We start from the raw sequence: 25172 nt of genomic DNA, 5'->3' as shown, positions 1-25172 counted from the left end.
TTGGTGAATTAAAAATAATAAAAAAACGCATATTACACTGAATATGCGTTTTAGCTTTTATAAAAGATTAATTTTAAACTTTTCCTAATGTATAAAGCTGTTCCATTGTTGGAGTTGGACTTCCGCCAGCTGGTTCTAGAGTAATTCCAAAAGCTTCTGCAGAATCGGTTTGTTCTACAGCAAAGATTTTTTGTTTATTCCCTTCAAAATTATCCAATAAACCAATACTTGTCGGAGTAAGAACCGGACTTAATTTTAAAGACCAAACCTGATATACCATTCCTTTTGGAGGAGCAGGTAGGCCAGCCGCATCAATGTAAGTAGTTTTAGTCTGCTGATTCCAGTATACTTTTGCAAAAGATGCTGGTGAAACAGCTTGGCCGCCAAGAGTTACGCCTGTATTTTTGATATCTCTTACAATACTTAGATTTTTTTCAGTTTGTTTATTCTGCTGATCTAAGAATGCGTATTCTCTTTGAATTTTATTCTTTTCATTTCCAACAGTAGAAATGGCTTCTTGAGTTTTTGTTAATTCTAAAGTCTGATACCCCAAACCTAGCAATAATAATATTGCAGCCGCCCAGCCAACATATTGAGACCAGTTTGAAGCAGGTTTCATATCGACTACTTTTCCATGCTTAAGTTCCAGACGAGCTTTAATTTTTTCAAAATTTTCTACAGAATGAAAAGGAGAGAAGCTCGAAGAAAGTGCAATTACAGCTTTTTCTATTGAAATAATTTCATGATCCATTTCTGGATTCTTTTTTGCCATTTCGGCAATTTCTAGATTTTCTTTTTCACTTAATAGGCCATATACATATAGCTCTAAAATTCCTGATTCTATATATTCTTGTGCTTCCATTATATCTTCAAATAATTACGTAAATCGTTAATACAGTTTCTGTTTTGCGTTTTGATAGTTCCCAGTGGCAGTGCCAATTCTTCTGAAGCTTCTTGCTGGGTGTATCCTTTAAAGAACAATAAATTGATTATTTCGATACATTTTGGTTTCAGTTTTTTTACAAATTCCTGAATTCCAATTGCATCAAGTTTATGGCTCAATTTGTTGCTCTCATCTAAAAGATTTACGAAATTATCTGATGAAAGGTTTTTTTGACTGTTGTTATAATCTTTAGAACGAAGTTTATCTATCGAAGTGTTTCGAGCGATATTTAAGATCCAGGTGTAGAAGCGTCCTTTACTTTCGTTATAGGTATCAATATTTTTCCAGATCTTGACAAAAACATCTTGAAGCACATCTTCTGCCTCTTCGCGATTTTTTATTAGAACATGAATGACAGAGAACAAGCTTTTTGAATACATATCATACAAATGTGTAAAAGCTTTTTCGTCCTTTTTGTAAATTAAAACTAGCAGTTCTTCTTGACTCATAGATTGGGATTTTTAAGTTTAAACATTAGAAATTAAAGCATTATGTGTTAACCTGTTATAAAGTTACTTTATTTTTTGTTCATTTTTATATTTTTTTTAATAGTCCAAAACCTAAGAAAATAAGGGGCTCAGAAAAAAAAGTGCATTTTTTCACTTTTTTTTAAAACCAAAAACAATCCAATTACGTAAATCAATTTAATAAGGGGAGAAAAATCTTATTTACAGTCATAAAAGTTTGAAAACAAACTGTTGTTAGAATATTATTAGAGACTTATGGATAGCAAAATAATAGTTAGAATATTAATAGTTGGACTAACAACAGTTTTATCGTTGACCATTTTTACTGAAAAAGATTTTCTGCAAGAAGCTTTGTCAAGTTGCACAAAGGTTGATTATTCAGGAATTTGTGATTGAGGAAGATATAATTATAAAAAGGAACAAAATATAAATACTGTATAGTTGATGTACTCGGACTTCCAGATCGAAGATTTTTTTAATATGTCTCGGTTATTTTAGAATTTAATTTACATCAGTACAAGCCATTAAGAGAAAAAATAAAAAGACGTTTGACATATGGGGGATAAACGAATTTTCGACATAACCGAGTCATCAACTATAATTTATAAAAGATTGCATAATAATTAATTCATGGTTTGATTTGTTTGTATGGGGGGAAGCCTAACGTCTGATTAACGTTAGGCTTCATTTTTTTATTTAACTTTTGATTAGCAAAAAAAAAGTTTTTGTGAAATGGATTTTAGCTAATTTTATAAAAAATTATCAGATGAAAAAAATATTATTAATGCTTTTTGGAGCAGCAATTTTGTCAGCGACAGGATTAAATGCTCAAACTAATACAAACAAATTATCTAAAAAAGATAAAGCCATGGCAAAAGAAACAATTTATCAATTTAAAGTAGAAGATTTATCGGGAGATACTTTTGATTTTGCTTCTTTAAAAGGCAAAAAAATCATGATTGTCAATACAGCTTCAAAATGCGGTTTAACTCCACAGTACAAAGATTTGGAAGCGGTTTACAAAGAATACAAAGACAAAGGTTTTGTGATTGTTGGATTTCCTGCAAATAATTTTGCTTCACAAGAACCTGGAACGGCTAAAGAAATCGAAACGTTCTGCCAGCAGAATTACGGTGTAACTTTTCCTATGATGAACAAAGTTTCCGTTAAAGGAAGTGATATGTGCGAAGTCTATAAATTCTTAACTGAAAAATCGAGAAACGGTTTACAAGATTCTGAAGTTGAGTGGAATTTTCAAAAGTACTTAATCAATGAAAAAGGAGAATTGGTAAAGGTAATTAAACCAAAAACTTTAGTAACAGAACCTGAAGTTATCAATTGGATTAAAAGCTAAAAGCATAAAAAAAAAACTCAAATTTGAATATTCAAGTTTGAGTTTTTTTTTAGATTGAAAGGTACAAAGAGGCAAAGGGAGGGAGTTTTTTAATACTTTGCGAACTTTGCGTAATTCTTCGCGTCCTTTGCGGTTAAACTAATATTAGCTGCATAAAAACCAGATCCAACCAGTGGTCAAATTTGTAGCCTACTTCGCGAATAGTACCCGTTGCAACAAATCCAAATTTTTCATGAAAAGCAATGCTTCCTGCGTTATCGGCATCAATTGCGCCAATCATAACGTGATAGCCTTGCTCTTTTGCTAAACGAATCAATTCAGTTAAAAGCTTTGAACCAATTCCTTTTCCGATAATATTATCAACCACATAAACAGAATGTTCAACAGTATATTGATAGCCAATTTTTTCTCTAAACTGTCCATAACTTCCAAATCCAACTACTTCGCCATCTAAATCGGCTACAATTACAGGAAGGTTTTTAGATATTTTATCTTCAAACCATTTTGTCTGAACTTCTAAAGTCTGGATTTCGTAACTATAATTGGCAGTAGTGTGCAAAATAGAATGATTTACTATTTCTAGAATCTTTTGTAAATCATTTGTTGTTGCAGGTCTTAAAATAATACTCATAGATGATTTATTGCAGTTTATTTGGTATTCAGTTGAGCTAAAAGAGTATCAACTTCTTTAGAATTCCAACCCATTTCTTTGGCAATGGCTTTGGCATTTTTGGCGTATTCTAAAGCTTTCTTTTTATTATTTATTTTATTGTAAAGCTTGGCTTCGAGTAAATTACCGTCGTAAGAATCATTTAATTCTAATGAACGATCTACCCAGGAAATGGCTTTTTTCAAGCTCTCTGTATCTTTGATATGTTTAAAATAAGTATTCCCAATATCTTTTAGAAAACTAGCATCGTTCCAAACTAATTTCTGAGTGTCTTCAAGAGTAACTTTTTTATAAAAATTCCATTTTTCGGTTCGTTCTGCCAACGTTAGGTCATATTTAAACACAAGAGAATCGGTCTTTTGCAATCTTATAGATTTGGCAACTTCTCTTTGCTTATAATAATTTACTGTGTCTAGATTGTCAACCAAAGGTCGAAGCAATTCGTTTACAATACTTTCTATTTTACGGTCAACACGATTTTGAGAAGCTACAGCAGCAAAATCCTTTTGATGGTTTAAAACATACTGAAATTCTCTAGATTTTATATCGGTTACACCATTAGCAATAACTCTCCAATTTAATTCGCTAACTAATTGTTTGTCAGACTGAGTATTTAAATAAATGTGAGTTGGAACAGATAATTCTGTTCTGTCTTTTCCTTTTTTTAAAGTATTTAAATAGGTAAAGAATTTATCTGAATTGCTTGGGTCAGCAAGAAATTCTTTTTCCAAATAAGGCAGTTGCATCTTTGGATTTAAAGCATAACGAAGTTCGTTCTGAAATTCAGCCTTTTTCATCTCTCCTTTTAGAGAATATAGAAGTGTTTCACTGCTATCGATAAATAAAAAAGTCGGAAGTGACTTTGTATTGTATTTGTTCTTTAAAGCAATTCCTTCTTCTTTTTCAATATTTTTATAAGTGCATATAAAATTCTTGTTTAAAAAATCAATAATAGCAGGATCGCTTAAAACTTCCGTTTTCATTAAATTACAATGTGGGCACCAGTCGGCGTAAAGCATCACAAAGAGAGGCTTTCCTTCTTTCTTAGCATTTTCCAAAGCCGTTTTGTATGGAATGTCAACAGGAACAAATTGATTCTGAGAAGTTATGGTTTGAAAAGTGACAGATATAAAAAGTATAAATAAGAAACGCATAATATCTCAGGCTTTTATTAATTATTCGATTTTACAAATATATTCCCTTTTTTGAGAAAGAGCCTTAATATATTCCTAATTATAATATAAATCAAGTGTGAAGTTTGTAACTTTGTAAGCAAGATAAAGAAAAATTATATCAGGATTTTTCTTTAAAAAATAGTAATACACGACCGGAATGATTTACCCCAAAATAGCGCTTGCACAAAGCATTATCGAAATTTTATCTGCCAAAGGCATTGTCAATATTATAATTTCTCCAGGATCTAGAAATGCACCGTTAACTATCGGATTTGCTCAAAATCCAAACTTTACCTGTTACAGTATTGCAGACGAGCGTTGTGCTGCTTTTTTTGCTTTAGGGATTGCTCAGCAAACCAAACAGCCAACGGCAATTGTTTGTACTTCAGGATCTGCCTTATTAAACTATTATCCAGCTCTGGCAGAAGCATTCTACAGCCAAATTCCTTTGATTGTTATTTCTGCTGATCGTCCGCAGAGCAAGATTGATATTGGTGACGGACAAACCATTCGCCAAGAAAATGTATTTGCCAACCATTCTGTTTTCAATGCTAATTTAACCGAAGAAGCATCTGAAGAGAATGATTTGAAAATCAATTTGGCAATTGAAACGGCTATTCTTAAAAAAGGTCCAGTACATATTAACGCACCTTTTGAAGAGCCTTTATATGAAACTGCAGAAGCGCTTTCTGTACAGCCAAAAATTACGAATCTAAAACCTGATAATTTTTCAAAAACTATAGAAAATAGTGAAGAATTTGTTTCTGTTTGGAACACTGCAAAACGAAAATTAATCTTAGTTGGAGTAAATGAAGCCAACAGCATTGATAAGGAAATTATCGAAAATTTAGCTTCAGATCCATCAGTTGTAGTGCTTACAGAAACAACTTCAAATCTTCATCACGAGAGTTTTATCAATTCAATAGATACTTTAATTACTCCTTTTGATGATTTTGATTTTAAGCAATTTAATCCTGAAGTGCTAATTACTTTTGGTGGAATGGTTGTTTCAAAAAGAATTAAAGGTTTTTTACGAAAATATAAACCAAAACAGCATTGGCACATTGATACTCTACGTGCTTATGATACGTTTGATGCATTGACAAAACATTTTGTAATGCAGCCGAATGATTTCTTTAAAGATCTGTTTTCAAAAACGACTTTTGTAAAAAGTAATTATTTCAAAAACATTGACACGGTTTATCAAACAAGATTAGAAAAAAGAAAGGAATATTTAAGTAAAATTGAATTTTCAGATTTCAAAGTTTTCGAAAAAGTAATCGAATCATTGCCTAAAAATAGTTTGCTGCAAATTAGCAATAGTTCTGCTATTCGTTATGCACAACTTATCGATATTGATGATACAATTGAGGTTTTCTGTAATCGCGGAACAAGCGGTATCGACGGAAGTACTTCTACAGCAATTGGGGCAGCGGTTGGAAACGAAAAGCAAACTGTTTTTGTAACTGGAGATATTAGCTTCTTGTACGATAGTAATGCTTTATGGAATTCATACATTCCTAAAAATTTCAAAATCGTTTTGATTAATAATGGAGGAGGCGGAATCTTTAGGATTTTACCAGGCCATCAAGAAAAACCTGTTTTCAATACTTATTTCGAGACATCTCATAAATTGACTGCTGAACATTTAGCTAAAATGTATGGATGTGATTATTTGGCAGCACACGATATTCAATCATTAGACAGTGGAATACAATCTTTATATAATTCTGATGATGCTCCTTGTATTCTAGAAGTTTTTACGCCAACATTTGAAAATGATCAGGTTTTGAAGCAGTACTTTAAATATTTATATTAATTTGAAAGAAAATATTTGTTAAAATTATTGTTTAGCAATTTCTTTAGCTATAGCTTTGGCGTATATTCACCAAATAAATATATCGTTATGAGCAAGAGAGAAGAATTAATTAAAAAGTATACTACCGATTTAAAAGAGAAATGCGGTGTTACAGCTGACGCAGATTTATTGACAAAAGTTACAATTGCTTGCGGTCCATCAATTTACAACGATGATGCTTCTACGGTAGCTTCTTCACAGCAATCGGAATTAGATACGGTAAAGAATAACTTCTTAATCAGGAAATTAGGCTTAAAGGAAGGTCCAGATTTAGATAAAGGCATTGATGCGGTTATGGAAAAGTATGGCAAATCTAATAAACACAAATACAGAGCAGTAGTGTATTATTTATTAACTGTGCACTTTAAGAAAGAAAGCATCTTTAAATAGTGTACATTTGATAATTGAAATTCCCTTTATAACATTTGTTGTAAAGGGAATTTCTGTTTTTTATCTATAAATTAAGTTTTGTTAAAATTAATTTCTTTGTACCTCGCCAAACTTCGTACCTTTGCTGTTCAGAAACTTAGCAGTTTTACTGCTTAGAAACATTTTAAAATGCTAGAAATAGGAAAATACAATACGCTAACTATATTACGTGATACCAAAGTTGGTTTGTTTTTAGGAGATCCGGAGAATGATCCAGATGGAGTTCACGATGTTTTGCTTCCAAATAAATATGTGCCAAAAGTATTTGAAATTGGTGAAGAATTAATTGTTTTTGTTTACTTAGATCACGAACAGCGACCAGTTGCAACTACTTTAGTACCATATATTTTACTAAATGAGTTTGCTCTATTGAGAGTGAACTACATTAATAATGTCGGGGCATTTATGGACTGGGGAATGGAAAAAGATATTCTTGTTCCATTTAAAGAGCAAGCGCGACCGATGGAGAAAGGAAAACGATATTTGGTTTACTTATACTTAGATAAACAAACTAATCGTTTGGTTGCTTCAAGTAAAACCAATCAGTTTTTGAACAATGATAATCTGACAGTTGAAAAAGGAGAAGAAGTAGATTTAATTGTTTCTCATATTACCGATATGGGAATCAATGTTATCATTAACGAGCGTCACAAAGGGCTTTTGTATAAAGATGAAGTTTACGATGATGCAATAAGAACTGGAGATAGAATGCGCGGTTATATCAAAAATATTCGTCCTGATAATAAAATTGATGTAGCGCTTCAGGCACAAGGTTTTGAAAGCATTGAACCTAATGCAGAAAAAATTCTTAGCGAGTTAAGAGCCAGCAGAGGTTTTCTTCGTTTAAATGACGATTCGCACCCAGAAGACATCAAAACTGTTTTGAAAATGAGTAAAAAATCATTCAAAAAAGCAATTGGATCTTTATATAAAGAAAAATTAATCGAAATTAAAGAAGACGGAATTTATCTAGTAAAAGAATAAAAATCTAAAAACGCCAAAATTTTAGATTCCAAGACTGATTGAACGCAATCCATTGGAATTTGAAATTTTTATATTTTGGAATTTATTCTTGCGTCAGCAAAATTATTATAATACAAAAGGCTGCTCATTACAAGCAGCCTTTCGCTTTTTATTCAGTTTTAAAAAAAATTGTAATTAAAAAAAAACAGAAATAAAATAATTCGAATCCATCTCAGAACAATAGCTTTACGAATTTTGGAAATCATTCCATTGATGGTATGTCTTTTAAATAATTAATGCACCTATCTTAAAAGCAAAAAAGAGAATTTCACGGCTCATCCATTGGTTTTATAAAATAACTTTTAGAAAGTGGTGAATTAGTACTTTTTTCCTCTTTTCGTTATCATTTCTATACTAATTAATAGACAATTCTAACATTTAACCTTAGGTGTTACTTTTTTCTTTTTGAAGTTTCGACAAACACATAAATCATTTGCTCCTTTAATTGAGGTTTGTTACTTAAAACCCTAAAAAAATGAGCGACAAATTTTTTAAATTTTCTCAAAAAAATCATTTTTTAGGTTAATAAATCAGTGAAAGAAAATCAATCTGAAATCTTTGAAATAATTTGTATCTCATTGATTTCTAGGGTGTAAAATTAAATATTATTTTTCTAAACTAATGTTAAAAAATGTTATTTTTTGTAGGTAAATACCAATTGTTAACATTGCAAGTCAATTTAGTAAAGACTTAAGACTGATTGAGTAGGTAAAGTAGTAAAAATGCTTTATTTTTACCGTATAATTATTTTAAACAAAAAATCAAAATGGATTGGATTACAGCCAGAGAATTTGAAGATATAACTTATAAAAAATGTAATGGAGTAGCGAGAATAGCCTTTAACAGACCAAATGTTAGAAATGCATTTCGTCCTAAAACTACTTCAGAATTATACCAAGCTTTTTATGATGCTCAAGAAGATACTTCGATTGGTGTAGTTTTACTTTCTGCTGAAGGGCCTTCAACAAAAGACGGAGTTTATTCTTTCTGCAGCGGTGGAGATCAAAATGCACGTGGACACCAAGGATATGTTGGAGACGACGGACAGCACCGTTTAAATATTTTAGAAGTGCAACGTCTAATTCGTTTTATGCCTAAAGTGGTTATTGCTGTCGTACCAGGTTGGGCTGTAGGTGGCGGACATAGTTTACATGTTGTGTGCGATATGACGCTTGCAAGTAAAGAACATGCCATTTTTAAACAAACTGATGCAGACGTAACAAGTTTTGATGGCGGTTACGGATCGGCATATTTGGCCAAAATGGTAGGTCAGAAAAAAGCTCGTGAGATTTTCTTTTTAGGGCGCAACTATTCTGCTCAAGAAGCTTTTGAAATGGGAATGGTAAATGCTGTAATTCCGCACGACGAGTTAGAAGCTACCGCTTATGAGTGGGCGCAGGAAATTCTTCAAAAATCGCCAACATCTATAAAAATGCTGAAATTTGCAATGAACTTGACAGATGACGGAATGGTCGGACAACAAGTTTTTGCGGGTGAAGCAACTCGTTTGGCTTACATGACCGAAGAAGCTAAAGAAGGTAGAAATGCTTTCCTAGAAAAAAGAAAGCCAAACTTTGGCGAAAATAAGTGGTTGCCATAAATAAGTTATAAAATAGTTTCAAGTTTCAGGTTTCAAGTTAGGAACCTGAAACTTGAGACCTGAAACTAAACAAACAAAACAAATAATGAAACATTGGATTGAAGCCGCTAGACTGCGCACATTACCTTTATCAGTTTCCGGAATTATAGTTGGAAGTATTTATGCTTTGTCAAATCCAACAGAAACTATCAACACTCCAACTGAAGTATTCAGCTGGAAAGTTTTTGGTTTTGCTTTATTGACAACTTTAGGTTTGCAAGTTTTATCCAATTTTGCTAACGATTATGGTGATGGAGTAAAAGGCACCGATAACGCGGATCGAGTTGGTCCTCAGCGTGCTATTCAGAGCGGTGTTATTACGCCGCAGGCAATGAAAAAAGCGATTGTTATTACTTCGTTTTTAACTTTATTGTCTGCCATTATATTAATTTATTTTGCTTTCGGAAAAGACAATTTCGGGTATTCTATCTTTTTCCTGCTGTTAGGGATTGCGGCTATTGTGGCTGCAATTAAATACACTGTAGGTAATTCTGCTTATGGATATAGAGGATTAGGAGATTTATTTGTTTTCATTTTCTTCGGATTAGTGAGTACGTTAGGAGTAAACTTTTTATATGCAAAAGAAGTAGATCAGCTTTTAATTCTTCCGGCAGTAGCAATCGGATTGTTGAGCGTTGGAGTTTTGAACCTAAACAATATGCGCGATCAGGAATCAGATAAAAAAGCAGGTAAAAACACAATTGTAGTACAAATGGGTGCTGAAAAAGCTAAGATTTACCATTATACTTTGATCGTTGGCGCGATGCTTTTGGTGGTTATTTTTGCAATTTTAAGCAATTATAACTTTGATCAATATCTATTTGTATTGGCATATATTCCATTAATAAAACATTTAATCACGGTTTACAAAAACCAAGATCCAAAATTATTAGATCCAGAATTGAAAAAACTGGCATTAAGCACATTTTTGCTTTCTATATTGCTTACAGTTTGTATGATTTCATTGATTTCAGACATTATTGTAAATCTATTTTTAGGAGGAAGATAAAACAACGTTAAATTTAAAAGGTAACAAAATGAAAATTACTTACTACGGACACGCTTCATTAGGAATTGAAGTAGGAGGAAAACACATTATTGTGGATCCATTTATTACTGGAAACCCGCAAGCTGCATCGATCAACCTGAGTACTATTAGAGCCGATTATATTTTGCTAACACATGCACATCCTGATCACGTTCTAGATGTTGAAGCCATTGCTAAAAATACCGATGCAGTTATTGTTTCTAATGCAGAAATTGCAAGTCATTACGCAAAAAAAGGATTCAATTCGCACCCAATGAATCACGGCGGAAGCTGGAAATTTGATTTCGGAAAGGTAAAATATGTAAACGCAATTCACTCAAGCAGTTTTCCTGACGGTTCTTACGGAGGAAACCCTGGAGGTTTTGTAATCGAAGGCGAGCATAAAAACATCTATATCGCTGGAGATACGGCATTGACTTACGATATGAAATTGATTCCGCTTCGTACAAAACTGGATTTAGCCATTCTCCCAATCGGAAACAACTTTACAATGGATGTTGAAGACGCTATTATTGCTTCAGATTTTGTAGAATGCGACAAAGTTTTAGGATATCACTTCGATACTTTCGGTTATATCGAAATCAATCATGAAGAAGCAATTCGCAAATTCTTCGACAAAGGAAAAGATTTAATGCTTTTACCAATCGGAGATTCTATTGAATTATAATTGTCATCCTGAGCGGAGTTGAAGGAAGGAGCCAATCCCGCTTTCGGCTAAATTCCCGATTAACAAAAAACACGGCTGAAAAAGCCTTGTTTTTCTAAATCGGGAGATACCGCCTCTATTGGGGCTAGGGCACTCAATTTCTTAAGAAAGTTATTTGGCATAATCTATGTTAATTGAATTAAAAATCATTTTAATCTGTGAAATCTGTGGCACTTAAAGCATCATCACAAAGTACAACTTTCAAACAAATCCTTTTATTACTATTTATCGCAACTTCCTATAACGCTTTTGGACAAAAAGACGGTTATTGGGACAAAGAACGTGCAACAACCAAAGAAATTATGGTTCCTGCACGCGATAGAATTTCTATACCAACAGAAGACTTACCAGTTGGAACTACAGAAATTGTATATAGAATCACACTTTTAGATAAAAATCAGGAAATGGCCAATAGCTTGGTTTCTTTGTTAAAAGCAATTCCTGACCCAACAGGTGTTAGCCAAGGTTCTGCAGGCGCTGTATTCCTGATGTCCAAAATTTCGGGAGAGGATGAGTGTGCCTATTCGATTTTCACGTCCAACGAAAATGCAAAAAAATATGTTGCAGATGGTAAAATTGACAAAGCTTGCTATTCTCAGGCAGAACCTGTTAGCAAAGATGCTAAACGCTTATCTGTAAATAAATCATCATGCTTGACGGAAAACATCGGCACAATCTGGTTTGGTTTTGAAAGCAAAAACTGGATCTTAAGCCAAAAAGTAGTTTTGGAAGTAGTGCCTTGGGTAGATACAAAACTAAATCGCGGATGGAATCAGGACAACAAAAATGAAATTATCAGTTTATGCAAAACGTCTACAATGGCACAGAAAATGGCTAATTCTGATGATTTTTGCGTTTGCATCCTGAATAAAATCATGAAACAATATCGTTATGATGAGTTTCAGAAATTATTGGCTGTAGAGAAAACAAAAGTGTATAAAGATTTTGGAAACAGCTGTTACAAGGATGCTGATATTTCTAAAAATGTATTCAACGATTTAAGAACACAAGTCGCTTCTTTAATTAAAACTCAAAAGTATAACGAAGCGATTCCTAAATTAAACACAATTGTAAACGAAGGTAAAGCAACTGCTCTAGATTACGGTTCACTAGGCTACTGCTACATTTTGACCAAGCAGTATGCAAAAGCATTAAAAGTGCTTCAGGAAGGTGAAAAATTGGATGATACTGAATTATTGGTCAAATTAAATTTGGCACATACTTATTTAGTAAGTGATGACTACAGTGCTGCCAAAGCGATTTATAAAAAATACCAGACTCAGAACGTAACGGACAGTTTAAGCTGGACAGCAAAAACAAAACTTGATTTTCAAGCTTTTGAAAAAGCAGGCTTACCTTCAAAAGATTTTGAAAAAATCTTAAAATTATACAACTAAGTTTCTAATGCACAAATTGCTACATGAAGAGTATTAAGAAAAGCTTAGTGCCTCAGTAGCTTAGCATCTCAGTCCCTTTAAAAAAATGAACGCATCTTATCATAAATATTTACTAGAATTTAAACGCCCGTCAGGAACTTCCAGAGGAATTATGACTGAGAAAGAAACTTGGTTTATAGTGCTAGAGGAAAACGGCAAAAAAGGAATAGGAGAGTGTGGCATACTGCGTGGTTTGAGCGCAGATGATCGTGAAGATTATGAAGAAAAATTAAAATGGGCTTGCGATAATATTCATTTAGGGGAAACAGCTCTTTGGAAGGCTTTATTAGAATTTCCTTCCATACAATTTGGGATAGAAATGGCTTTTTTATCGCTTAAAAGTGAAAATCCATATCTTTTGTTTCCATCTAATTTTACCAATAATACAAGTTCAATTCCTATAAACGGATTAGTCTGGATGGGTGAATCGGCTTTTATGAAACAGCAGATAGAGGAAAAATTGTCTGATGATTTTGGCTGTATAAAACTGAAAATTGGTGCTATAGATTTCAATAAAGAATTAGAATTATTGCAGTTCATTAGAAGCCATTTTTCACAGGAAGAAATAGAAATTAGAGTAGATGCTAATGGCGCTTTTTCTTCAATAGAAGCTTTAGATAAATTAAAGCAATTAAATCAATTTCAGCTTCATAGCATTGAACAGCCAATTAAAAAAGGCCAAGTTGAAGAAATGGCTAAATTGTGCAGAGAAACTCCATTTCCAATAGCTTTAGATGAAGAACTTATTGGTGTATTTTCGTTTGAAGAAAAAGAAAAATTGCTTCAGGAAATTAGACCTCAATACATTATTTTAAAACCAAGCTTTATTGGCGGTTTCAAAGGTACACAAGAATGGATCACTTTAGCAGAAAAATACAATATCGGCTGGTGGATTACATCGGCATTAGAAAGCAATATTGGACTGAATGCGATTGCACAATGGACATTTACATTAAATTCAGATATGCCTCAAGGTTTAGGAACCGGAGCATTATATACTAATAATATAGAATGCCCGCTAGAAGTAAAAAAAGGCCAGCTTTGGTACAATGCTTCTAAGAAATGGTCAAGTTTCTAAGATACTAAGCTCCTAAGTCTCAAAAAGTAAAATCTTAGCATCTCAGTATCTTAGAAACTTAGTGTCTTCTTTTCACTCTTTTCCGCCCAATAGACTATCTTGCCAATCTTTCAATTCCATCCATTTTCCTTGATAAGCCATTAATGCTTGTTTGGCCCAAGTGCTCGGATTATGCATGGCATAGTTTTCTCCACCAGAATCTAAGATTGATTGCAATTTTTCGGTGGATGCCTGTGACAGATTTTGCCACGTTTTTATTCCTGCTTTAACAAATAAAGATTCTATTTTAGGGCCAATTCCTTCTACTATTTTTAAATCATTTTCTTTTATTTTTTTTCCTAATGCATTTGAAGCTAATTTGGGCTCAAAAGGAATTATTTCAGGAACTGCTGTTTTGTTTTTTGTCGCCAGTTCAGCTTCTAATTTTAAGATTCTTGTGTTTAAATTTCGTGTATGAGCTTTACAGACATCTAAATCGGCTTGAAGAGATGCTGAAAGTGAATTGTCATTCTTAAAAGTAATTTTACCTAGTATGTAACCTAAAATCCCACAGATTACACCTAGTGCTATCGGTATTGCAATATAAGGTACATTCATGATCTTCTATTTTAGAGTTTAAATTGTAGTAAGTTTTTTAGTTATGCGTAAAAAATGTTTTAGATTGATAACTAACTGTTTATTGAGGATTGGATTCTATCAAAATTACTTAAAATAATGATTGCAAGATGTTAATAATCAGTTATTTTGATTCTTTTTACTGTTTGATAAAAAGAATGAATTAACATATTTTTCATTTTTTATAAACTAAAAGGCTTGATTAAAATGAGTAACTTGCATAAAAAATAATCTAGAATAAAAATGGTTGAAATAGAAAGAAAGTTTCTTGTAAAATCTGACGTTTACAAGAATCAAGCTTTTACTCAGAATAAGATTGCTCAAGGGTATTTGAGTTCTGCTCCTGAGCGTACGGTTAGGGTTAGGATTAAAGGTCACAAAGGGTTTATAACCATAAAAGGAATAAGCCATAGTGGCGGTATGTCTCGTTTTGAATGGGAGAATGAAATCCCGCTTGATGAAGCTCAGGAACTTTTGAAATTATGCGAAAGAGGGAAAATTGAAAAAACGCGTTATGAAATAAAATCTGGCGATCATGTATTTGAAGTAGATGAATTTTATGGCGAAAATGAAGGCTTGGTAATGGCTGAAATTGAATTAAATTCGGAGGATGAAACTTTTGAAAAGCCAGAATGGCTAGGAGAGGAAGTAACAAACGATGAAAGATATTATAATGCTTATTTAAGCAAAAATCCTTATAAAGACTGGCAAAAATAAAATGACAGAATCAATTTATGACCTTGTTATAGTAGGTGGTGGACCAATTGGACTTGCTTGCGCAATAGAAGCTGAAAAGAAAAATTTAAAATATGTAATTATAGAAAAAGGTGCGATTGTTAATAGTATTTTTAACTACCCGCTTTATATGACTTTTTTCTCTACTGCAGAAAGATTAGAAATTGGCGGGATTCCGTTTAACTGTTTGGCGCCGAAACCTGGACGACAAGAAGCTTTAGAATACTACAGAAATATTCATCGCTATTTTAAATTCAATATCAATTTATTTGAAAAAGTAACTGAAATAGTGAAGAATCAAAACATTTTTAGAATTACAACTGATAAATGTAATTACGAATCAAAGAATGTCATAATTGCAACTGGCTTTTATGATATTCCGATTGAAATGAATGTTTTGGGTGAAAACCTTCCAAAAGTGCGTCATTATTATAAAGAAGCACACGAATATGCTTTTAGAAAAGTTTTGGTTGTTGGAGCGAATAATTCTTCTGTAGATGCTGCTTTGGAGTGTTGGAGGAAAGGAGCAGAGGTTACGATGGTAATCCGTAAAAACGAAATTAATAATCGTGTAAAATATTGGGTGAAACCGGATATTGAAAACCGTATCGCCGAAGGAAGTATTAAAGCTTATTTCGAATCAAATATTACTGAAATTAAGGAAGGTAAAGTAGAAATTCAGACACCAAACGGAAAAATTACAATTGAAAATGACTTTGTTTTGGCATTAACTGGCTACAAACCTGATTTGAATTTTCTGGAAAAAATTGGAATTCAGCTTTCTGCTGATGAACTAAAAATTCCGGTTTATAATCCTGATACAATGGAAACTAATGTAGAAGGTTTGTTTCTCGCTGGCGTTGTGTGCGGAGGAATGCAGACACATAAATGGTTTATAGAAAACTCTAGAATTCAAGCTAATTTGATTGTAGATTATATTAGCTCAAATTAAAAAAGTTTGCCACGAATTACACAAATTTGCACCAATTTTATTCGCTTTAAGTAGAATTAAACTGGGAAAAATATTTGTTTAAATTTGTGTAATTCGTGGCAAAAAAAAATTAAGAACTGCATGAAAGCATTGAACAGCCAACTTTTGTTCTTGCCCAATCTGGACGTTTTGCAAACCATTTTTCAGATTCGGGCTGCTCGTCATACGGATTTTTCAGAAGCTGAAATAATTCATCAACCAAAGTATAATCCTCTTTGTCTGCTGCATCAATAGCCAATTGTGCCATATAATTTCGCAATACATATTTTGGATTAATTTGATTCATTTTTGAAGTTCTTTCTTCATCTGAAAGTGTTTCAGAGTTTAATCTTTTCAAATAAACTGTAAACCATTTTTGCCAAGCGTCTAGAATATTTTCTCTTATTTCTTCTGGAATATAAAATGCGTATTCTATTTTTTCGAATGCTTGTTCTACAGAATCATCTTTTTTAATCTTACTAAGATTTCTAAAAAATATGGTCATATCAGTTTCTGATAACTGCAAAATTTCTTCTATACCTTTAATGATTTTATCATCAGCTTCACTTGAAGTAAATATTCCTAATTTGCTCAAGAACATTATTTTGTAATCTTTTTCAAAATCAGTTATAAACGTATCTAATATTTTTTCAAGAGGCGCCGCTTCATTAACTAATGGATAAAGCGCATTTGCCAATTGAAATAAATTCCACTGTGCCACCTGTGGCTGATTTCCGAAACGGTATCTTCTATTTTGACTGTCGGTTGTGTTTGGAGTCCAGTCTGGGTCATAATTTTCAAGCCAGCCATAAGGACCGTAATCGATCGTAATTCCGTGAATGGACATATTATCGGTGTTCATTACACCGTGAACAAATCCAACACGTTGCCAATGCAGGATCATTTCTCGAGTTGTATCGGCAACTTTTTGAAAGAACTGCAGATACTGTTCTTTTGGCTCTCCAGTAATTTCAGGGAAATAGTGCTTAATAGTAAATTCTACAAATTGCTTTAAGTTTTTTAGCTCGTTTCTAGCTGTAAGCATTTCGTAGCTACCAAAACGAATGAAAGAAGGAGCTACACGGCATACAATGGCACCTTTTTCATAAGCAGGATTCCCGTTATATAAAACATCTCTTAAAACCTGATCTCCAGAAAGGGCAAGTGAAAGCGATCGGGTAGTGGGAACGCCCAAATTATACATTGCTTCAGCACATAAATATTCTCTTATAGAAGAGCGTAAAACAGCCAAGCCATCTGCCGTTCTAGAATATGGAGTTTTTCCTGCGCCTTTTAACTGCAATGTGTAAAACTGATTATTGTTTTCAACTTCAGTTAGATTAATTGCACGTCCATCGCCCAATTGTCCAGCCCAATTTCCAAACTGATGTCCCGCATAGCACATGGCAAACGGCTGTGTTTCTGGAAGAATTTCTTTTCCTGAAAAAATATTTAAAAACTGTTCTGATTTAATTTCGTCCTTAGAAATTCCAACTAATTCAGCCACTTCTTCAGAAGCGTGAATCAATTTTGGGTTTGAGGGTTTTGTTGGATTTACATATGAAAATAGAGTGTTCTTAACTTGACGAATCTCATTCGTCAAATCTGGATCTGCTGGCAATTCGGCAGTAAATCGATTATTTATTTTAAGATTTTTCATTTTGTTGTTTTTCTTTCTTTTTGCCACAGATTATATAGATCAAACGGATTTATTATTCTAGTATTTGTCAGGCTGAGCGAAGTCGAAGCCTCGGTTCAATTGGAGCGCCCTTCGACTTCGCTCAGGGTAACAATTCAATTCATAAATAATTCCAATCTTTAATCTTTTTAATCTGTGGCAAACTTAAAATTAGCCAATTAGCATATCAGCATACATTTTTTTAAGTTTTTGAATTTTTGGATCAATTACAACTTGGCAATATCCAGCTTCTGAATTTTCATTATAATAGTTTTGATGATAATCTTCAGCTTCATAAAAAACTTCAAAAGGCTTTAGTTGCGTTACAATTGGATCTGCGTAAGCAGGCTGCACTTCTTCAAAAACTTTTTCGGCAATTGCTTTTTGCGTATCATCGTGATATAAAATTATCGAACGGTATTGGGTTCCACTATCGCCACCTTGACGATTTAAAGTTGTCGGATCATGACTTGTCATGAAAATGAAAATTAAGTCATGATATGAAATTATGTCAGGGTTGAAAGTCACTTGAATCACTTCGGCATGTCCTGTTCTTCCCGTACATACTTCACGATACGCTGGATTTTTTATAAATCCGTCTGAATAACCCGATTTTATAGATTCTATTCCTTTTAAACGCTGAATTACAGCTTCTATACACCAAAAACATCCGCCACCAAAGGTAGCTACAGATAAATTCTCCATAAATATTACTTTCTTTAAATTTAATGCCTATTAATTCGATAGGATATTATGATAATTTATTAAAAAAAAGTTGTTTTAACTAAAAATACCAAACAGTAATATAGTGTTTGAAGTTTACTATTGATAAATTCGCAATTTTATAAAAAACTATATATATTTGCAGTCAAACACAAGGCACAACTAATGAATAGCAAAAATAGTACCATGACACTGGAAACTTATTTCCAGGAATTTAGACAGAATATTGTCGGTATAAATCAAGAATTTACTTCGCCTTATGGCAGAAAATCAATAATTTACACAGATTGGACTGCCAGCGGAAGGTTATATCGTCCGATTGAGGAAAAACTATTAAATCAGTTTGGACCATTTGTAGCCAATACACATACTGAAACGACTGTATCTGGTACGGCTATGACAAAAGCGTACCACCATGCCAGACATATTATTAAGCGTCATGCCAATGCAAACAATGATGATGTTTTAATTACGGATGGAACCGGAATGACGGGAGTTATCAATAAATTTCAGCGTATTTTAGGATTAAAAATTCCTGAAAACTTAAAAAGTTTTACAACTGTTCCAGCAGAGAAAAAACCTATTGTTTTTATTTCGCATATGGAGCACCATTCTAATCAGACTTCGTGGCTAGAAACTATTGCAGATGTTGAGATTATTCCGTCTTGCGAGAAAGGGCTTTTTCATTTAGAGAGTCTTGAAGCTTTATTGGAGAAATATAAAGATAGAACTATCAAAATTGCTTCTATTACGGCTTGTTCGAATGTTACGGGGCTAAGAACTCCTTTTCATGAAGCTGCAAAACTAATGCATCAATACAATGGTGTATGTTTTGTTGATTTTGCCTGTTCTGGGCCATATGTAGAAATTGATATGCATCCGGCAGATCCAGAATCTTATTTGGATGCTGTTTTTATGTCGCCTCATAAATTCTTAGGCGGACCTGGAACTTCTGGAGTTTTGATTTTCAACAAAAAGTTATACAACAACATGATTCCTGATTGCCCAGGCGGAGGAACCGTGAGCTGGACAAATCCTTGGGGAGAGCATAAGTATATTGATAACATTGAAGATCGTGAAGATGGCGGAACGCCTGGTTTCCTTCAAGTTATTAAAACTGCGCTGGCAATTGAGCTTAAGGAGGAAATGGGGATTGAAAACATTATGGAACGTGAACATGAAATTGTTGATTACGTTTTCTCTCAATTGGATCCTGTTTCTAATATTAAAATTTTAGCTGGACAGCACAAAGAACGTCTTGGCGTAATTTCGTTTTTTATTGATGATCTTCACTTCAATTTAGGGGTAAAAATCTTAAATGATCGTTTTGGAATTCAGACTAGAGGAGGATGCAGTTGTGCAGGAACTTACGGCCATTATTTATTGCATGTTGATCAGGAAACTTCTAATAAATTGGTTAATGAAATTACGATTGGTGATTTAATCAAAAAACCAGGATGGATTAGAATGTCGATTCACCCAACAACAACTGATGAAGAAATTGCTTTTGTTTGCAATAGCATCAAAGAATTAGCGGCAAATCATAAAACATGGGCTTTGGATTATTCTTACGATAAAAACCGTAATGAGTTTATTCATAAAGATGCAACTTCGTTTGAAGATGAATTAGTTGAAAGTTGGTTTAAATCTTAGATCTATAACTTCAGATAGCTAAAAACTCTTTAGCCACAGATTATACAGATTAACGCTGATTTTTTAAAATCTCCTTAATTTTTTAATCTGTGGCTATTTTTTTTAACGCAAAGAGCGCTAAGATTCGTATTGATTTTGTTTAATAATCTTTGTCTTTATTGAGGTCGCAAAGGAAAAGACCTGATATTCACATAATCAATCTTACGCCGCCAAGATCGGCAACTCGGTAGGAGAATCTATTTCCTGGTGAACCAATAAACATAAAGTTTTTTGGAATGTTCCATTTTTGAGAAAGTTCATCTATAATTTCGGGACCAAATACGCCTTCAATTTCTATAAATTCGATATCTAGTCCGTCGTAAGCGCGATCTAAGACTTCCAAATCTTTTTTGAGCGCTTCGTTATCTACAGCATCTTTTTTGACATGAACAATTTTTAATTTCTTTGTAGTTTCATTGTCTTCTACATACTGCAAAACCTTGTTTAAAATTGTAATGTCGTCGCCTTTTGTAAAAAATACAAATTCTTGAGAATTAATCTTAGAGCTTAACTTTTCCAAATAGCGATTACTCAATATTACTATTTTACGGAGAGGCTGATAAAAATATTCTAAAGCTTCAATTAATAAACGTATTAACATGACACGATTAAGCATGATGCCGATAAAAATTAAAGCTGGAATCATATATTGCAAAAATGTATAGAAAGAGTTGATATTTAAACGCATATTTCCAATAAAGGCAGCAATTACAAAAGTCACAGCGGTTACAACTGCAATGCCTCGGGCACGTTCTGGTCTTGGGAGTTTGCTGCGTTTGTATTTTAAAAGTAAATTTCCAATTCCGAAAAGAGCCATGACAGCCAAAAAAGAAAAAGTATAAACTCCAGCCAAAGATTCTAAGTGCCCATTTGTTGCAAAAAGAACGGACAAGCAAAGAATTAGAAAACTTATAACGATTCGGTAATGAGAACCTCTTTTGTTTTGTTTTAGAAAATAGTTGGGCAAAATTCTATCTAAAGTCATTCGGTTTAAAAGTCCAGAAACACCAACGAATGAAGTTAAAACGGCTCCGCAAAGCACAAGTACGGCATCTATAGAAATAAGCCAAGCGAGCCATGAACCTCCAGTTGTTTCACCTAAATGAGCGAGAAGTGATTCTTTGTTTTCTCCAACTTCTGTCAGTGGAATTACACTAATTAACAAAATGGCAATTACGGGATTGAAGAAACTCACGATTCCCCACATATTGCGAAGCGTTTTGGTGAAAACACCATGTTCTTGTTCCTCTACAAAATTGGCAGAACTTTCAAAACCTGATATTCCTAACATGGCGGCAGAAAATCCCAGAAAAAGAGCAGTTTTTATGCTTCCAGAAGCAATAGGTGTTTGCCAATTTATATGAAATGTATCTAAACCGTTCATTAAAACAAACCAAGCCGATGCTAGAACCAGCAAAGTCAAAGTTCCAATATGGGTCATAAAAATGATTACGGCGACGAATGCAGATTCTCCGATTCCTAAAATGGCTAATCCGGTAAAAAGAACCAAGACGACTACTGTTGCAATAGTGACATTAAGACCTTCAAAAATTCCGTGCAAATAATGCATTCCCTCTGAAGCCGAAATTACGGCGGTTGCCATATAGGACAAAACGGTTAATGTTGCAGCTACAGAAGCTAAACGTTTTGTGGAAGTATTTAATAAAACGTTATAAGCGCCACCATTTAAAGGAATGGCTCCAACAACTTCTGCATAAATTTTTCTGAAAAGAAATAAGACAACAGCAACAATTAGAAGTGAAATCCAAGCGTATTGTCCTGCGTATAAAATGGTTAAAGCCGAAACGTAGAGGCATGAAGAACTAATATCGTTTCCGCAGATTGCAGTTGCCTGTAATTGATTTAATTTTTTGTGTACGATTTCTTTCATCAGTATTTAGAATTAACACTTTTATTAAAATTAAAAACAAATAATTATAATCGAGCGTGAGGCAGATACTGAAATTTACATTTGGCAAATACTTATGTATTATCCAAATTATATACTGTTCTGAAATTGTTTCAGAGCAGATAAGGCTTGTGATTGCACTTTTTGCTGAAAAAATCCTGTCCAGCCTAATAAATAGCCAGTTAAGCCAAAGGCTTGTTTTGACCATTTCCAAACATCAAAATTATCGGTATGTTTGATAATTAGCCCGTCTTGGAATATAAATTCTGCTGAAATTTTATTAATGACTTTTCTGTTGGTTTTGCTAAAATTGTAAGTAGCGATCCAATTTGCTGAACCGGTGGAATCGTCTGCTTTTACATTTGAAAATTCAATTTTTAAATTGCCTTTACTTTTTAAAAGTAGCATTTCCCACATCTTAGAAACCTGTTCTTCTTTTAACAAACCAAAAGCTGGATCAATAAAATGAACTTTCGGATGATAACATTCGCTCATTGTTTTGGCGTCAGCATTGGCGAAAGCGGTATAAAATTTTGCAATCAAGGCTTCATTTGAGTTCATAAAAAAAATATTTATGTTAAATATAAGATTTATTATATTAAAAAATCACTACAAAACACTAATTTCTTTAGCTGTATCAAATGTTTTTTTAGTTTTATCAAATGCTGTTGAGAAATATTTCACTTTACTATAAGCTGTAAAGTGCCCTGTTAGATTACCTGAAATATCTGGTCCACCTGCAATTATAAATCGTACAGCGTAAATATCAGTCTTTTTAAGTTTCAGCCATTCTGCTGGTGTAAAATAGTAATAGGCGGTCGTTTTTCCGTCTGCAGATTCTTTTACATTTTTGTCTGTGCAGGCAATTACATCGGCATTTGTCAAATCGACGTAAACACCACCAGCAATCTTTGCTTTGTCGCTTGCTGTAGAAATGGTTAGTTTTAAAATACCGCCTTTTTCTGTTTTGGCTATCTGCACATTTATTTCACCGGAGTAAGCATATTTTTCGCAGATGAAAGTATATTCTTGTGTGGCAGGATAAGGTGCAGAACCTTTTACGCTTATGGTTTGCTGTGCTGAAGCAAAAGTTGAAACAAATAATAAAAGAAGAATTGGCAGTTTAAAATTCATAGGTATCGTAATTTATTGATCGGCTAATTTGGCATCAAATTTCTCATCCCAATCCATAGATTTTATGGCAGAAATGAGATTGTCTTCATTTACAAAAATACGCAGCTCTTTATTGGCTACTTTTTTTGTGTATAAAGCATGATAGCGGTAAATGACTTCATGTTTGGTTTTGTAAACTCCATCTAATTTTAAATCTATAAAACTTCCGTAGTATTGTCTAAATCTTTGGCAGGTTTTGGTTAAACGTTCTTCAGTTGTGTTTTCCATAACCGTTTTAGTTACTTCAGTTTCATTAAAAGGTTTAAATTTTGAAGTATTACAAGTTTCCAAGACTCTCTTTCCTAAATCATACGCTTTACGCTGCTGATTTGCATTTACATCTGCTCCAGAAACCTTTTTAATTTTCAAATCTTCTGTATCTCTGCTTACGGTTTTAGATTTACATCCGATTAATAACAACAAACATATAATCAATCCTGCTTTCTTCATAACTATTTAAGTAATTTTTAATAATAAGTTAGGATCGGGACAATTTTCAATATAAAAGTTTAGGTCGTCTGTATTGCAGACACCAGGATAGTCTCCGTGATAATCACCAATATTGTGGATGATTTGAAAATGGACATGAGGGGCATAATCTCCATTTACTGAGGCATTTCCTAAGCTGGCAATTTTTTCACCTTTCTTAAAATAGTCTCCGATCTTTAGATTCTCTATACTTTCTAACGATAAATGTCCGTATAAAGTATAAAATTTTTCCTTTTCAACTTCGTGTTCCAATATAATAGTAGGGCCATAATCGCCCAAACCAACATTATTTTTAAAACTATGGACCTTGCCATCCAGAGCTGAAAGTACTTCGGTTCCGGCTTCTGCCCATAAATCCAATCCGATATGAATATTTCGTTCTGGTTTTGAAGCGTCCAAAAATATGGGGCTTCTTTGGTATAAAAATCTACCTTCTATATAACCTCCAAAGGCTACTTTGGCATTGTTCTCTTTCAGATAGTTTGAAATATATTTTTCAAAATCCTCTGAAGTGTCTAGTTTTTTATCGACCAATTCCTGATTTGAAACCGATAGATTTAAAGGTACATATTCAGAAAGATTAATTGAGGCATCAATAACTTTAGTAGGTGGTAAGGCGTTTAAGATTGAGGAAAGGGGTTTCATAAATTAAGCAACTTTATTTATAATTATTAATTCGTTATGTACTTCAATGCGGGGCAGCATCTTTGTTTTAAACATTTTTGGATTCACTTCTGCAACATATTTTCTATTTCGAACATTATGAGCTTCGTCTAATATCATGGTGTTAAACAAAACAAAACCTTTGTCTCTTAAAAGTGTGCAAACTCTATCAACAAAAAACTTTTCAAACAAAAAGTTTGGCATATGTGTGTCTTCAAAAATGTCTATTATAATGAGATCATATTTTTCTTTTGTTTTCAGTACAAATTCGAAAGCATCATCAATAACAACTTCTAATTGTTTAATTTGATTCAGGTTAAAGTACTCATTGGCAATATGAATCATATCGGGATCTATTTCCACTCCGGTAATTTTTTCTTTATAGGCAATCTCATCCACTAAAGTTTTTACCACGCTTCCGCCAGCGACTCCCAATAACAGAATGTGATCCATTTCTAGGATTTTCTCATAACCAATATTTCGGAGTCCATACCTTAATATACGTTGCAGACTTCCGTACGAATAATTTGTGTTTTCAGTATCCAATACTAATTTGCCATTTGCCCAAGTAACTTCGATCATCTTGCTTCTGGCCGATTTTTTCTTAAATATTTTTATTGGAATTATATAACTGAAAATTTTTCGAATCATTTTTTATGCTTTTACTCAAATTTACCATTAAATCTTTTATTTTGCACC

25 protein-coding genes are annotated in these 25172 nt (G+C 33.2%); 12 read left to right on the top strand and 13 right to left on the bottom strand.

Annotation, left to right across the window (positions count from 1 at the left end; genetic code table 11):
* Positions 1-73: 73 nt before the first annotated feature.
* On the bottom strand, positions 74-862 hold the full coding sequence (locus RB618_RS16170) for an anti-sigma factor (protein ID WP_308069686.1): 789 nt from the start codon (positions 860-862) through the stop codon (positions 74-76).
* Positions 862-1392, bottom strand: a complete 531-nt coding sequence (locus tag RB618_RS16165) for a sigma-70 family RNA polymerase sigma factor (RefSeq protein WP_308069685.1) — start codon at positions 1390-1392, stop codon at positions 862-864. Before RB618_RS16165 ends, RB618_RS16170 begins: the two co-directional genes overlap by 1 nt.
* Positions 1393-2176: 784 nt before the next feature.
* Here RB618_RS16165 and RB618_RS16160 point away from each other — a divergent pair.
* Positions 2177-2764, top strand: a complete 588-nt coding sequence (locus tag RB618_RS16160) for a glutathione peroxidase (RefSeq protein WP_308069684.1) — start codon at positions 2177-2179, stop codon at positions 2762-2764.
* Positions 2765-2897: 133 nt separating this feature from the next.
* On the opposite strand, the gene RB618_RS16155 is transcribed toward RB618_RS16160, so the two are convergent.
* Positions 2898-3395, bottom strand: coding sequence for an N-acetyltransferase family protein (locus tag RB618_RS16155; protein ID WP_308069683.1), 498 nt, complete (start codon positions 3393-3395; stop codon positions 2898-2900).
* Positions 3396-3412: 17 nt separating this feature from the next.
* Positions 3413-4588 (bottom strand): thioredoxin family protein, encoded by a 1176-nt coding sequence (locus RB618_RS16150; protein ID WP_308069682.1) that lies wholly within the window; start codon positions 4586-4588, stop codon positions 3413-3415.
* Between the two features lie 178 nt (positions 4589-4766).
* Here RB618_RS16150 and menD point away from each other — a divergent pair, with 178 nt between their 5' ends.
* The 8 genes from menD (at position 4767) to RB618_RS16110 (ending at position 13826) form a co-directional block, all read left to right on the top strand.
* Positions 4767-6428 carry a 2-succinyl-5-enolpyruvyl-6-hydroxy-3-cyclohexene-1-carboxylic-acid synthase gene (gene menD, locus RB618_RS16145; protein WP_308069681.1) on the top strand — a complete coding sequence of 554 codons (1662 nt, stop codon included), beginning with the start codon at positions 4767-4769 and terminating at the stop codon, positions 6426-6428.
* An 87-nt stretch (positions 6429-6515) separates the two neighbouring features.
* Positions 6516-6857 carry a DUF2853 family protein gene (locus RB618_RS16140; RefSeq protein WP_308069680.1) on the top strand — a complete coding sequence of 114 codons (342 nt, stop codon included), beginning with the start codon at positions 6516-6518 and terminating at the stop codon, positions 6855-6857.
* Between the two features lie 168 nt (positions 6858-7025).
* Positions 7026-7880, top strand: coding sequence for a S1-like domain-containing RNA-binding protein (locus tag RB618_RS16135; RefSeq protein WP_308069679.1), 855 nt, complete (start codon positions 7026-7028; stop codon positions 7878-7880).
* An 805-nt stretch (positions 7881-8685) separates the two neighbouring features.
* Complete coding sequence (locus RB618_RS16130; RefSeq protein ID WP_012024845.1) at positions 8686-9519, top strand: 1,4-dihydroxy-2-naphthoyl-CoA synthase; 834 nt, start codon at positions 8686-8688, stop codon at positions 9517-9519.
* 85 nt (positions 9520-9604) lie between these two features.
* A complete protein-coding gene (menA, locus tag RB618_RS16125; protein WP_308069678.1) occupies positions 9605-10567 on the top strand; it encodes a 1,4-dihydroxy-2-naphthoate octaprenyltransferase in 963 nt (320 codons plus the stop codon).
* A 28-nt stretch (positions 10568-10595) separates the two neighbouring features.
* Positions 10596-11273 carry a metal-dependent hydrolase gene (locus RB618_RS16120; protein ID WP_308069677.1) on the top strand — a complete coding sequence of 226 codons (678 nt, stop codon included), beginning with the start codon at positions 10596-10598 and terminating at the stop codon, positions 11271-11273.
* Positions 11274-11470: 197 nt separating this feature from the next.
* Complete coding sequence (locus tag RB618_RS16115) at positions 11471-12709, top strand: tetratricopeptide repeat protein (protein ID WP_308069676.1); 1239 nt, start codon at positions 11471-11473, stop codon at positions 12707-12709.
* An 85-nt stretch (positions 12710-12794) separates the two neighbouring features.
* On the top strand, positions 12795-13826 hold the full coding sequence (locus RB618_RS16110) for an o-succinylbenzoate synthase (protein ID WP_308069675.1): 1032 nt from the start codon (positions 12795-12797) through the stop codon (positions 13824-13826).
* A gap of 72 nt (positions 13827-13898) precedes the next feature.
* On the opposite strand, the gene RB618_RS16105 is transcribed toward RB618_RS16110, so the two are convergent.
* Positions 13899-14423 carry a hypothetical protein gene (locus RB618_RS16105; RefSeq protein ID WP_308069674.1) on the bottom strand — a complete coding sequence of 175 codons (525 nt, stop codon included), beginning with the start codon at positions 14421-14423 and terminating at the stop codon, positions 13899-13901.
* Between the two features lie 261 nt (positions 14424-14684).
* On the opposite strand from RB618_RS16105, the gene RB618_RS16100 reads away from it, so the two are divergent.
* Positions 14685-15158 (top strand): CYTH domain-containing protein, encoded by a 474-nt coding sequence (locus tag RB618_RS16100; protein WP_308069673.1) that lies wholly within the window; start codon positions 14685-14687, stop codon positions 15156-15158.
* Between the two features lies 1 nt (position 15159).
* Positions 15160-16128, top strand: a complete 969-nt coding sequence (locus RB618_RS16095; protein ID WP_308069672.1) for a YpdA family putative bacillithiol disulfide reductase — start codon at positions 15160-15162, stop codon at positions 16126-16128.
* A 109-nt stretch (positions 16129-16237) separates the two neighbouring features.
* Here the strand turns inward: RB618_RS16095 and RB618_RS16090 are convergent, their stop codons facing one another.
* Both RB618_RS16090 and msrA read right to left on the bottom strand, forming a co-directional pair.
* A complete protein-coding gene (locus RB618_RS16090; protein WP_308069671.1) occupies positions 16238-17806 on the bottom strand; it encodes a protein adenylyltransferase SelO family protein in 1569 nt (522 codons plus the stop codon).
* Between the two features lie 189 nt (positions 17807-17995).
* Positions 17996-18529 (bottom strand): peptide-methionine (S)-S-oxide reductase MsrA, encoded by a 534-nt coding sequence (gene msrA / locus RB618_RS16085; RefSeq protein WP_308069670.1) that lies wholly within the window; start codon positions 18527-18529, stop codon positions 17996-17998.
* Between the two features lie 183 nt (positions 18530-18712).
* Here msrA and RB618_RS16080 point away from each other — a divergent pair, with 183 nt between their 5' ends.
* Positions 18713-20200, top strand: a complete 1488-nt coding sequence (locus RB618_RS16080) for an aminotransferase class V-fold PLP-dependent enzyme (RefSeq protein WP_308069669.1) — start codon at positions 18713-18715, stop codon at positions 20198-20200.
* A 187-nt stretch (positions 20201-20387) separates the two neighbouring features.
* On the opposite strand, the gene RB618_RS16075 is transcribed toward RB618_RS16080, so the two are convergent.
* From RB618_RS16075 to RB618_RS16050, 6 genes are all read right to left on the bottom strand, one after another.
* Complete coding sequence (locus tag RB618_RS16075; RefSeq protein ID WP_308069668.1) at positions 20388-22130, bottom strand: APC family permease; 1743 nt, start codon at positions 22128-22130, stop codon at positions 20388-20390.
* A 108-nt stretch (positions 22131-22238) separates the two neighbouring features.
* Positions 22239-22709, bottom strand: coding sequence for a nuclear transport factor 2 family protein (locus RB618_RS16070; protein WP_308069667.1), 471 nt, complete (start codon positions 22707-22709; stop codon positions 22239-22241).
* A 48-nt stretch (positions 22710-22757) separates the two neighbouring features.
* Positions 22758-23282, bottom strand: coding sequence for a hypothetical protein (locus RB618_RS16065; protein WP_308069666.1), 525 nt, complete (start codon positions 23280-23282; stop codon positions 22758-22760).
* Positions 23283-23294: 12 nt separating this feature from the next.
* Positions 23295-23771: a hypothetical protein gene (locus RB618_RS16060; RefSeq protein WP_111369054.1), complete on the bottom strand. Its 477-nt coding sequence runs from the start codon at positions 23769-23771 to the stop codon at positions 23295-23297.
* A 6-nt stretch (positions 23772-23777) separates the two neighbouring features.
* Positions 23778-24455 (bottom strand): peptidoglycan DD-metalloendopeptidase family protein, encoded by a 678-nt coding sequence (locus tag RB618_RS16055; RefSeq protein WP_308069665.1) that lies wholly within the window; start codon positions 24453-24455, stop codon positions 23778-23780.
* Between the two features lie 3 nt (positions 24456-24458).
* Positions 24459-25124 (bottom strand): fused MFS/spermidine synthase, encoded by a 666-nt coding sequence (locus RB618_RS16050; RefSeq protein WP_308069664.1) that lies wholly within the window; start codon positions 25122-25124, stop codon positions 24459-24461.
* Positions 25125-25172 lie beyond the last annotated feature (48 nt).

The organism is Flavobacterium sp. LHD-85, from assembly GCF_030929595.1.
GTDB lineage: Bacteria > Bacteroidota > Bacteroidia > Flavobacteriales > Flavobacteriaceae > Flavobacterium.
The sequence above is the reverse complement of the archived record's forward strand: the minus strand, read 5'-3'. Positions and strand labels throughout refer to the sequence as shown.

What these genes read in the sequence shown, in the direction of transcription:
- RB618_RS16140 (WP_308069680.1), top strand. Translation starts at nt 6,516, where the DNA reads ATGAGCAAGAGAGAAGAATTAATTAAAAAGTATACTACCGATTTAAAA.
- RB618_RS16090 (WP_308069671.1), bottom strand. Translation starts at nt 17,806, where the DNA reads ATGAAAAATCTTAAAATAAATAATCGATTTACTGCCGAATTGCCAGCA.
- RB618_RS16050 (WP_308069664.1), bottom strand. Translation starts at nt 25,124, where the DNA reads ATGATTCGAAAAATTTTCAGTTATATAATTCCAATAAAAATATTTAAG.
- msrA (WP_308069670.1), bottom strand. Translation starts at nt 18,529, where the DNA reads ATGGAGAATTTATCTGTAGCTACCTTTGGTGGCGGATGTTTTTGGTGT.
- RB618_RS16075 (WP_308069668.1), bottom strand. Translation starts at nt 22,130, where the DNA reads ATGAAAGAAATCGTACACAAAAAATTAAATCAATTACAGGCAACTGCA.
- RB618_RS16055 (WP_308069665.1), bottom strand. Translation starts at nt 24,455, where the DNA reads ATGAAACCCCTTTCCTCAATCTTAAACGCCTTACCACCTACTAAAGTT.
- RB618_RS16155 (WP_308069683.1), bottom strand. Translation starts at nt 3,395, where the DNA reads ATGAGTATTATTTTAAGACCTGCAACAACAAATGATTTACAAAAGATT.
- RB618_RS16170 (WP_308069686.1), bottom strand. Translation starts at nt 862, where the DNA reads ATGGAAGCACAAGAATATATAGAATCAGGAATTTTAGAGCTATATGTA.
- RB618_RS16060 (WP_111369054.1), bottom strand. Translation starts at nt 23,771, where the DNA reads ATGAAGAAAGCAGGATTGATTATATGTTTGTTGTTATTAATCGGATGT.
- RB618_RS16135 (WP_308069679.1), top strand. Translation starts at nt 7,026, where the DNA reads ATGCTAGAAATAGGAAAATACAATACGCTAACTATATTACGTGATACC.
- RB618_RS16100 (WP_308069673.1), top strand. Translation starts at nt 14,685, where the DNA reads ATGGTTGAAATAGAAAGAAAGTTTCTTGTAAAATCTGACGTTTACAAG.
- menA (WP_308069678.1), top strand. Translation starts at nt 9,605, where the DNA reads ATGAAACATTGGATTGAAGCCGCTAGACTGCGCACATTACCTTTATCA.
- RB618_RS16065 (WP_308069666.1), bottom strand. Translation starts at nt 23,282, where the DNA reads ATGAATTTTAAACTGCCAATTCTTCTTTTATTATTTGTTTCAACTTTT.
- RB618_RS16095 (WP_308069672.1), top strand. Translation starts at nt 15,160, where the DNA reads ATGACAGAATCAATTTATGACCTTGTTATAGTAGGTGGTGGACCAATT.
- RB618_RS16070 (WP_308069667.1), bottom strand. Translation starts at nt 22,709, where the DNA reads ATGAACTCAAATGAAGCCTTGATTGCAAAATTTTATACCGCTTTCGCC.
- RB618_RS16110 (WP_308069675.1), top strand. Translation starts at nt 12,795, where the DNA reads ATGAACGCATCTTATCATAAATATTTACTAGAATTTAAACGCCCGTCA.
- RB618_RS16150 (WP_308069682.1), bottom strand. Translation starts at nt 4,588, where the DNA reads ATGCGTTTCTTATTTATACTTTTTATATCTGTCACTTTTCAAACCATA.
- RB618_RS16120 (WP_308069677.1), top strand. Translation starts at nt 10,596, where the DNA reads ATGAAAATTACTTACTACGGACACGCTTCATTAGGAATTGAAGTAGGA.
- RB618_RS16165 (WP_308069685.1), bottom strand. Translation starts at nt 1,392, where the DNA reads ATGAGTCAAGAAGAACTGCTAGTTTTAATTTACAAAAAGGACGAAAAA.
- RB618_RS16130 (WP_012024845.1), top strand. Translation starts at nt 8,686, where the DNA reads ATGGATTGGATTACAGCCAGAGAATTTGAAGATATAACTTATAAAAAA.
- menD (WP_308069681.1), top strand. Translation starts at nt 4,767, where the DNA reads ATGATTTACCCCAAAATAGCGCTTGCACAAAGCATTATCGAAATTTTA.
- RB618_RS16080 (WP_308069669.1), top strand. Translation starts at nt 18,713, where the DNA reads ATGAATAGCAAAAATAGTACCATGACACTGGAAACTTATTTCCAGGAA.
- RB618_RS16160 (WP_308069684.1), top strand. Translation starts at nt 2,177, where the DNA reads ATGAAAAAAATATTATTAATGCTTTTTGGAGCAGCAATTTTGTCAGCG.
- RB618_RS16105 (WP_308069674.1), bottom strand. Translation starts at nt 14,423, where the DNA reads ATGAATGTACCTTATATTGCAATACCGATAGCACTAGGTGTAATCTGT.